Below are 7788 nucleotides of genomic sequence, written 5' to 3'. Positions count from 1 at the left end.
GGGGGGTGGGGGGCGGCCGCCGCGCCCGCGCCCCCCCCCCCGCCACGGCGGCTCGCCGGCGTGCGGCGGTCAGGCGAGGCGGGCCAGGCGGGCGATGACGGCGCGGCAGGCGCTCTGCAGGTCTTCGTCGTTCGCGATGCTCCCGAAACGGCCACTGCGGCGCCGGAGTGTGAGTTCCGCTCGGATGCGAGGGAGCGCCGGTGCGGCAGCCGGTCCCATCGCGTCCAGGCAGGCCAGGACGTTGTTGGAGGTCGCGTCGTTCTCCTCCCAGGCGCCGAGCAGCGTCCGGACGACGGCGGGGGCCTCGGCGTCTCCGCCGATGTGCCACAGCGCGGACGCGGCGTGGACGCGGGTCCACTCGTAGCCGGCGGTCAGCATCTGCCGGAGTCGCGGCAGCGCCGTCGCGGCCGGTGCACCGATCCGACCGAGTACGTCGGCCGCCTCATGGTGGCGATGGCTCTCGAGGAGGTCCTGCAGCCGTGGCAGAACGGTGTCGGAGTCGCCTTCGAACTCCCACAGGGCCGCCGTGGCGGCCATGCGGAGGCCGACGTCCTGGGCGTCGACCAGCGGGCGCACCACATCGAGCGCGTATGCGTCCGCGGCTCCGGCACCGGCCCTGGTCCCGGCCCCGGCCCCGGCTCCGGCTCCGGCTCCGGCTCCGGCTCCGGCTCCGGCTCCGAAGGAGGCGAGCGCGTCCAGCGCGGTCGCGGCCAACCGCCACTCCTCGTGCCGGACCGCGGCGCTGACGGCGTCCGCGAGCGCGGGGACGGCGGCCGGGTCTCCCAGCTCGGCAAGGGCGGACATCAGCGAGCCGGCGGTCATTCCGCTCGACTGCCGGGAGAAGTCGACGGCGGCGAGGCACCGCGTCAGCCGCGGTACGAGGTCACCGGCGGCCGGAAACATGCGCCCGGCGACCTGCACGGCGCGCCAGGCGTCGACATCGTCGTCCAGGGCCGTCAGCAGATCGGGAAGGGCCCTCAGGTCGCCCAGTCGTGCCAGTGCCTGGACGGCTTCCTGGTGGGCGCGGCGCAGGAGCGGCTTCGGCGTCGCCCAGACGTCCGGGCCATGCGCCGCCCGCTGTCCGGCCACGTAAGAGGCGAGCGCTTCGCGGGCGGGCTCGGAGGCAGGGGCCAAGGCTCCGAGGCTCTCGGCCGCCGCGGCGGCGGTGTACGGGTCCTCGGGAAGGAGGCAGTGCGCGAGGGCCTTCACGAGCGCGGAGTGGTCGCCGCGCCAGGTCACGATCAGGTCCCGGGCCATGCCGATCGCGTCGTACCGGGTGGCGGGGTCGGAGCTGCGGAGCTGCTCGGTGAGCAGGTTCGTGCGCTCCTCCACACGGGACCGCAGCACCCCGTGGAAGGTACGGAGCAGGGAGGTGGTCGGCGCGTGGACCCGGTTCGACCGATCGAGCTGCTCAAAGGCGGCGGTCACCTGCGGCGGAACGTCCTGGGCCGGCCCGGGTTCGGCGGTCGCCGTGCAGGCGCAGCCTCCGGAGCCGGACCGGCGTCTGCCGTCGTCGGGCGCGTTCTCGGGGGCGGGCGGCGTGATCTGGTGGAGCAGCTCGACCGCCGTCGGTACGACGTTGTCCCCGATGTCCTGCGGAGCGCAGCGAGCCCGGTGGACGAGGGCGGCGAGCCGGATGTCGGGGGACGACGTCGTGTCGTCGGCCAGCGCGTCGAGCCAGGCCATGGCGGCGGCGTGCGCGGCCGGCAGCCGGAGCGCGAGGTCGGCCATCGTCCGGACGATCAGCAGCCGTTCCTCGATCCCGTCCTCGACGGGCAGCCGGGCACGCAGAAACTCCACCGCGCGGTCGCCGTCGTCGAGGAACAGACCGACGCCCTCGATCGCCGCCAGGCGTACGGACGCGTCCGAGTCCGCCGCGTAGCGGACGAATGCGTCGGCGTTCGCGCGCATCAGCGCCACGCTGTCCACATGGGCTGTCGACTCGGTGCCCTCCGGCGAGAAGTAGACGGCGTCGATGTCGCGGTCCATGGATTCGCGTCCGACGCTGACCAGGAGTTCGATGACCGAGGCGCGGTCGGGGGTGGCGGGATCCGCCGCCATCTCGAACAGGAACGGCAGGCTCGCCACCGTGCAGGGGTACACGTCACCCTGGTGGTGAACCGAGCTGTAGAAGTTCCGGAGAGCCTCGTTCCGTACGCCGGCGTCGGCGTCGGCCATCTCCCTCAGCCACACGGGGACGTCGGTGGCGGGACCGTATGCGTGGCTCATCGAAGACCAGTCGATGCTGTCAAGTGCGTGGATCATGAACAGCACTATGACGACCGCGACTGACAGCGAGGCTCCGGGAGGCCGAGCACTGGACGGGCCGTGCACGCTGCACGGGCGCTCCCTGGCTGCGGCACGCACCTCCGGCGTTGCGGCCACTGCTCCGTGTACGAGCCTGACGAGGCTGTGCGCGAGAGAGACCCGGGCCCGTAGCCGATGACGGCCCTATGCTTGCTTCATTCGATTAACCCAAAGTCCGTCGAATCTCGCGAGGCGAATACCCTCGTGGACCGAACTCTCGCGGTCTTCAACCAGGACTTGTCCGCGACTCTTCCTGAGCAGGGACCTCTGCAACTGCCGGCCCAGCCTTCGTGGATGCTCGACCGGGCCGGCTTCGCTCTCTTACGCAAGCGCGTCTCTTGGCTCGCTCATCGATGTCAGACGCGCGAGGTAGCTTCCCCACGTGGGTGTGTACCTGGTGAGCGTGGGCGCGGAGGATTGGTTCGGTGATGAGGAAGACGGGTGGGGCGAGGTCGCCTCAGCTCTCAACGCTGAACTCAGGCAGCGGGGCCTGTCGCCCTATAAGAACGTACCCCCAGAGACGGACTTCGTGCCTGGCTCAGGGCAAGCCTTCGAGGAGAAACTGACCCCATCCATGACCCGGTTCCTCGCCTTGTGCGAGAGACACCTGTCACGAGAGGAAACGGAGACCCTCTGCGGTTGGACCGTACTCGTACCCTTCTCGCTCGATGAGGAGATCTGGTTGCCCATCGAATCCAGCGACTACGACTCCATGGTCGCTGGCGCCCCCCAGGTACTTCCGCTCGCCGAGAAGCTGGCGGCAGTCATCGATCTGCCACCGGAAACCCCGGCGACATGCGACAACCTCGACCTGAGCACATGGTTCATGCACCAGGCAAAGGAACTGGCCACTACCCGGACAGGACCGTGGGGAAAGGACCTGGACACAGCCTTCTACGTCGCGCTGTTCCTGCGCGCTGCCCAGCACTCGATCCGACGTGGCTGCCCCCTCGTCTGCAGCTGAGACCCACCTTCCGTCCAATTGGTCTTCCCATGGAGACCGCTCACCGTCCACGGATCGCGGAAGGCGAGCCAGAACCCGTCCTTGTGAACAACGCCACCTTGGCGATCGTCGCCGACGCCGCCCAGGAGACCGTCGCTGAGCGTTTGTGGCGGGTGTGGCCCCTGCGCGTCGAACACAACCTGGGCATGCACACGCGCGAAGTGAAGGGGCTGCTCTCCTGGTGGTGCGCCGGGAGGGGTGGGCGGCCCGGGCCACATCTGTGCGGCCGTGGGCGCGCTCGACAGTCTCTGGGGGCCGTGATGTGAGGGGAGATGTGCGGGCTGGATGTTGATGTGACGCAATTCTTGTCTTGGTCGCACGGCCATGAACCCCTGTCTTCACCGGCCTTCAGCCGCCCCGTCGACTCGGCACGCTGGTCGACGACTTGGCTCATGCGTGGATGGCCTCAGAGGAGGGCCTACTGCACAACCGCAGGGAGTCGCGGCCGTCTGGAGGAAGCCGGGTCCGGCCCGCATCGTCAGTGGGCGTCCACCGGCCGGATCAACGGCGTGGACCGCCCCACGATCGCCCGCGCCCCCCTGAGATCCGGCCGCTGCCGACCAGACAGCGGTGAAGACCGTGGGCATCTGCGACCTGTGCGAGCGATACCCGGCGGTCAGGTCTGAAGTCGATGCCGGCTGCCAGGGACTGGCCCAGCAGTTCCGCGACCAGGTCCAGGCCTCGCCCCTGAAGCCGTGCGGCGGAACTTCTGTCGTACCCCCGTGGTACTCATGTCGCATGAGCCAGTTCCACGACTTCAACCTCAAGCTGCTCGTCATCGAGGAGCTCATGTACGGCCCTGAGCCGCTCCTCGTCCCGGTCTACGACCTGGCCGCGCTGTTGGCCGAGCGGGGGATCAGCGACCCGACGTCCTACGTCCTGAAGAACGACCTCCACGCGGAAGTACTGCCGGAGTCCCGGGCCCATTTCGAGGCCCTGGAGATCCCGGCCGATCTGCTCGCCAGCGTCGAGGAGCTGTGCTTCGACGCGGGAGCGGACGTCTTCCGGCACTGCGCCCCTGCCTGGGACGGCGAGGACGACCTGTTCGACGTCCGCTCGCTCGACGACCTCGCCCTGCTGCCCAACCTGCGGGAGGTCACCTTCGTGGAGGACGGCGTCCTGGCCGTTCCGGACGCGGCGGAGATCTTCGCCGCGCGAGGCATCGAAACCGACTGAGAGCACCGTCAGCGGAGTGCCGGCGACGGCGGTTGGATCGAAACCGCCCCGACCCGGCCGATCCCAGATCAGCTTGGGACGGTCTCTTTGGCTGGGGCGGGGCAGCTGTCGACGCGCATGTCGGCCCACTCGGGTGCGACCATCACGGAGCGGGTGCGGTTGAAATCGCCGTTCCTTTGGCAACGCATGACCAGGCCGAGGCCGGGAAGTCCGGCCTCTCCGTCCAGGCCGAAACGCAGCCTGTCAGCTCCGACGGCAGCCGCCCCACCATCCGGACCCCTCCGAAGGAGACCTGAGGTCCGTGGCAGGCGTCGACAGCGGCTGCGGCCGGCGTCTCGTCTTCCGAACGGAAATAGGTGTCGCCGCCCCGACTGGAGAGGATGGCGGCGAGGTGAAGAGCCGCGGTGTAGGCGATGGCGAGCGAGTCGGCGCGCACGCACGGTCAGGCCGCGCCATCGCTTGAGCCAGTTGGTGCATCGTGCGACGGTGTTCCGCTGCTCGTACGTATTGTCAGGAGATCGTCGCGCTGCCCGACTACGGTGCGGGCATGGTGAATTTCGTACTGGTCGCAGGTGCACGGCTCGGGGCGTGGGCGTGGGACGATGTGGTGCCGCATCTGCGGGCGGCTGGTCACGGCGTCCATCCGTTGACGCTGTCCGGTCTTGCTGACAAGCGGGGTATACCGGCGGGGCAAGCGACTCACGTCCAGGACATCGTCGCCGAGGTGGAACACCGGGGTCTGCGTGACGTAGTCCTGGTGGGTCACAGCTACTCGGGCATCCCGGTCGGCCAGGCCGCGGAGCGGATCGGTGACCGGCTGGCCCGCGTCGTATTCGTCGACTCCAGTGTTCCGACCGACGGCAAGTCGTTCGTCTCCGCCTGGCCGGACGGCGGGGCGGCGGTGGAGGCATCGATAGCGGCGAACGGAGGGTTCTGGCCGCCGGCGCCGGCTGCTCATTTCGACGGCGAAGGTCTCACCGATGAGCAGATCGCACGCCTCGTGCGCGGCTCGACGCCTCACCCAGGTGCCCCGCTGACCGAGCCCGCCGTGCTGGCGGGGCCGCTCGGTGAAATTCCGGCGACATACATCCTGTGCGTGATGCCGGGTGCCGAGCCCGCCGACGCCGAGCCCGACGAAGATGTGGCCGAGCTCCTGAAGAGCAAGTGCTGGCGGCTGGTCACGATGGACACCGGCCATTGGCCGATGTTCTCCCAGCCGCGCGAGCTGGCGCAGATTCTCCTCAATGCTGCCGTCGAGTGAGACTCGTCCGCGCCTGCGGAATTGTTCCGGACGCGCTTGATGTTGCCGGTCGCTGCCATTCGCCGATGGCTGCTTTGAGGACGGCCGCCGCATTGCGGACCGCTACCTTGTCGTATCTGCCTGGCAACGGCTCGGTACCTCTGGAGGCGGTGGATCCCACACTCGACCGCGTGACGCTCACGGTAGTCGACAGGGTGGAACTTCGGCGGCCTGGCCGCCGCGGATCCACGCTGCTTGCCCGCCGACGACAGCCTGATCAGAGGGCTGCGGGATGACGAGGCCTCGCCAGCGGCTGCCCGCCCGCCTGCGACGCCGAGGCATACAAGCAGCGCAGCTCAGTCGCACGCTGTAGCTACCGGCTGAAGCGATGGCGTGTCCTGGCCATGCGAACGGGCAAGCTCGCCCTCGCCTGCCAGGCCGCGTCTTGCTGGTCAGCCCGCCCCCATCGTCTAGAAGGGGGGTTCCGTGGAGTACCCGTCCTCCCGCAGGGGGACGGGTACGGTCTTCGCCCTGGCGGCACGCTGTTCGGCGACGGTCGGGTGGGTCGTCACCGCCTCGGCCGCTCGCCCTTGCTTGACCAGGATCTCGAACAGATCCTCTCGCGCTTCGACGGTGCCCAGGTCCCGCAGTTCCGCCGCGGCTTGTGCGAGGTGGCCGGCGGTTTTGAGGAGGTCGGCTCTCACGAGGCGGGGGTTGCTGAACGGGTCCGGGTGCGCTTCGACCACGGCGATCGCCTCCTCGGCGCGACCGAGGCCGGCGAGGGCGAAGGCCCGCCACCAGTGCTGGAACTCCTCGTGGCCATGGTGGGCAATGGTGAGCGGGTGGTCCAGGAGGTGGAGCAGTTCCTTGGGACGGTCGAGAAGCTGCTGGACGAGTGGGGCCAGGAGGTTGGAGCAGTCGTACCAGCTGAAGCCGGGCTCGGCCACAGTGATCGCGTCGTCCAGCCGGCCGTCCTGCAGCAAGACCGCAGAGAGCCAGGCCCGGTACCCGACCCAGTCGTCAGCGGCAATGGCCTCGCGCATCACCGCCTCCGCCTCCCCGGGCCGACCGCAGTCGCGGAGTGCACCGGCGAAGATGTCCAGAACGGTGTGTGCGTGCTCTCCGGTGGCCAGCTCGCGCAGGTCGTCGAGCCGGCCGTGGCGTGACAACAGTTCGGCGTAGGCGGTCAGGGTGTTCTGCGTGCCATAACGATTGGCGGCGATGTCCGCACCGAAGACGCGGATTGCCTCGTCAACGCGGCCCATACGTTCCAGCATCCGAGCCTGGAGTACCAGGACCTCCTCGTCGTTGGAAGCCCAACGGCTCTGCTCAAGAGCTTCCCGCGCGGTATCGGCGTGCGGGGCAATCAACTCCAGCACCCGCTCGTCGCGGCCCTGCCCTTCGGTGATCTCCACCAGCACCCAGCGGGGCCACCACCCCCCAAGGTGCGGCACGAGCAGATCGATCGCCTCGTCAACACGCCCCGCCCTGATGAGCAGTTCGGCGAAGTCCCGGCACACGTACTCCGAAGTACGCCCCTTCTCGTCCGGGCAGACCAGATCCAGGCCCTCATCCGTCCGGCCCGCCCACAACAGCACGTTCGCCTTCGCCCAGAGGGCAGGCTGCCACCCGAGAGCGGCAAACGGCTCCATCACATCGAGAGCCCGAACGAACGCACCCGTCCGGCACAGCTCCTGCGCCGCGCGCTCCGCGCAGAACCACTCACCGCGCTCCTCCGCTGCCCGGATCATCAGGTCCAGGTGGCCGTGCTCCAGCAGGAGGTCCACTTTCCGGGGATGCACGCCACCATAGTTGTGGGCCTGCCATGAAAGATCATCTGTGTTCACGGCCGGAATCGTAGAAGGAGTCACTGACAGTCTGCGTGTCGCTTGAACCGACTTTCTGCGAGGAAGCAGCCTTCGCCTGCCTCTCTCAGAGGGCATCTGATCAACATTCACGCCGGTGTGGGGGGGCATGTCCGTTTCGATTCGCCAGGTTGGTGCGGATTCTCCGGTGAGTTCGCGGCTCATTTTGTTAGCCATGGCCCAGTGGATCATCGTTC

5 protein-coding genes and 1 pseudogene are annotated in these 7788 nt (G+C 68.9%); 3 read left to right on the top strand and 3 right to left on the bottom strand.

The window, feature by feature from the left end; translation table 11 throughout:
- Positions 1 to 69: 69 nt before the first annotated feature.
- A complete protein-coding gene (locus tag ACFW1I_RS30620) occupies positions 70 to 2265 on the bottom strand; it encodes a HEAT repeat domain-containing protein (protein ID WP_384676008.1) in 2196 nt (731 codons plus the stop codon).
- Positions 2266 to 2689: 424 nt separating this feature from the next.
- Between ACFW1I_RS30620 and ACFW1I_RS30615 the strand changes: the two genes are divergently transcribed.
- Together ACFW1I_RS30615 and ACFW1I_RS30610 are read left to right on the top strand one after the other, a co-directional pair.
- A complete protein-coding gene (locus ACFW1I_RS30615) occupies positions 2690 to 3271 on the top strand; it encodes a hypothetical protein (protein WP_384676006.1) in 582 nt (193 codons plus the stop codon).
- 777 nt (positions 3272 to 4048) lie between these two features.
- On the top strand, positions 4049 to 4486 hold the full coding sequence (locus ACFW1I_RS30610) for a DUF6892 domain-containing protein (protein ID WP_384676004.1): 438 nt from the start codon (positions 4049 to 4051) through the stop codon (positions 4484 to 4486).
- A 376-nt stretch (positions 4487 to 4862) separates the two neighbouring features.
- On the opposite strand, the pseudogene ACFW1I_RS30605 reads toward ACFW1I_RS30610, so the two are convergent.
- A pseudogene (locus ACFW1I_RS30605) lies at positions 4863 to 5025 on the bottom strand (IS5/IS1182 family transposase); the annotation flags it as partial.
- Between the two features lie 8 nt (positions 5026 to 5033).
- Here ACFW1I_RS30605 and ACFW1I_RS30600 point away from each other — a divergent pair.
- The gene (locus tag ACFW1I_RS30600; RefSeq protein ID WP_384676002.1) at positions 5034 to 5747 is read left to right on the top strand and encodes an alpha/beta fold hydrolase; all 714 of its coding nucleotides are present in this window, start codon (positions 5034 to 5036) and stop codon (positions 5745 to 5747) included.
- Positions 5748 to 6196: 449 nt separating this feature from the next.
- Here ACFW1I_RS30600 and ACFW1I_RS30595 read toward each other — a convergent pair whose 3' ends face one another.
- Positions 6197 to 7573 (bottom strand): tetratricopeptide repeat protein, encoded by a 1377-nt coding sequence (locus ACFW1I_RS30595; RefSeq protein WP_384676000.1) that lies wholly within the window; start codon positions 7571 to 7573, stop codon positions 6197 to 6199.
- Positions 7574 to 7788 lie beyond the last annotated feature (215 nt).

This window comes from Streptomyces sp. NPDC058955 (genome assembly GCF_042741435.1).
GTDB lineage: Bacteria > Actinomycetota > Actinomycetes > Streptomycetales > Streptomycetaceae > Streptomyces.
This window is presented reverse-complemented; position numbering and strand designations above follow the sequence as displayed.

What these genes read in the sequence shown, in the direction of transcription:
- ACFW1I_RS30600 (WP_384676002.1), top strand. Translation starts at nt 5,034, where the DNA reads ATGGTGAATTTCGTACTGGTCGCAGGTGCACGGCTCGGGGCGTGGGCG.
- ACFW1I_RS30620 (WP_384676008.1), bottom strand. Translation starts at nt 2,265, where the DNA reads ATGATCCACGCACTTGACAGCATCGACTGGTCTTCGATGAGCCACGCA.
- ACFW1I_RS30610 (WP_384676004.1), top strand. Translation starts at nt 4,049, where the DNA reads ATGAGCCAGTTCCACGACTTCAACCTCAAGCTGCTCGTCATCGAGGAG.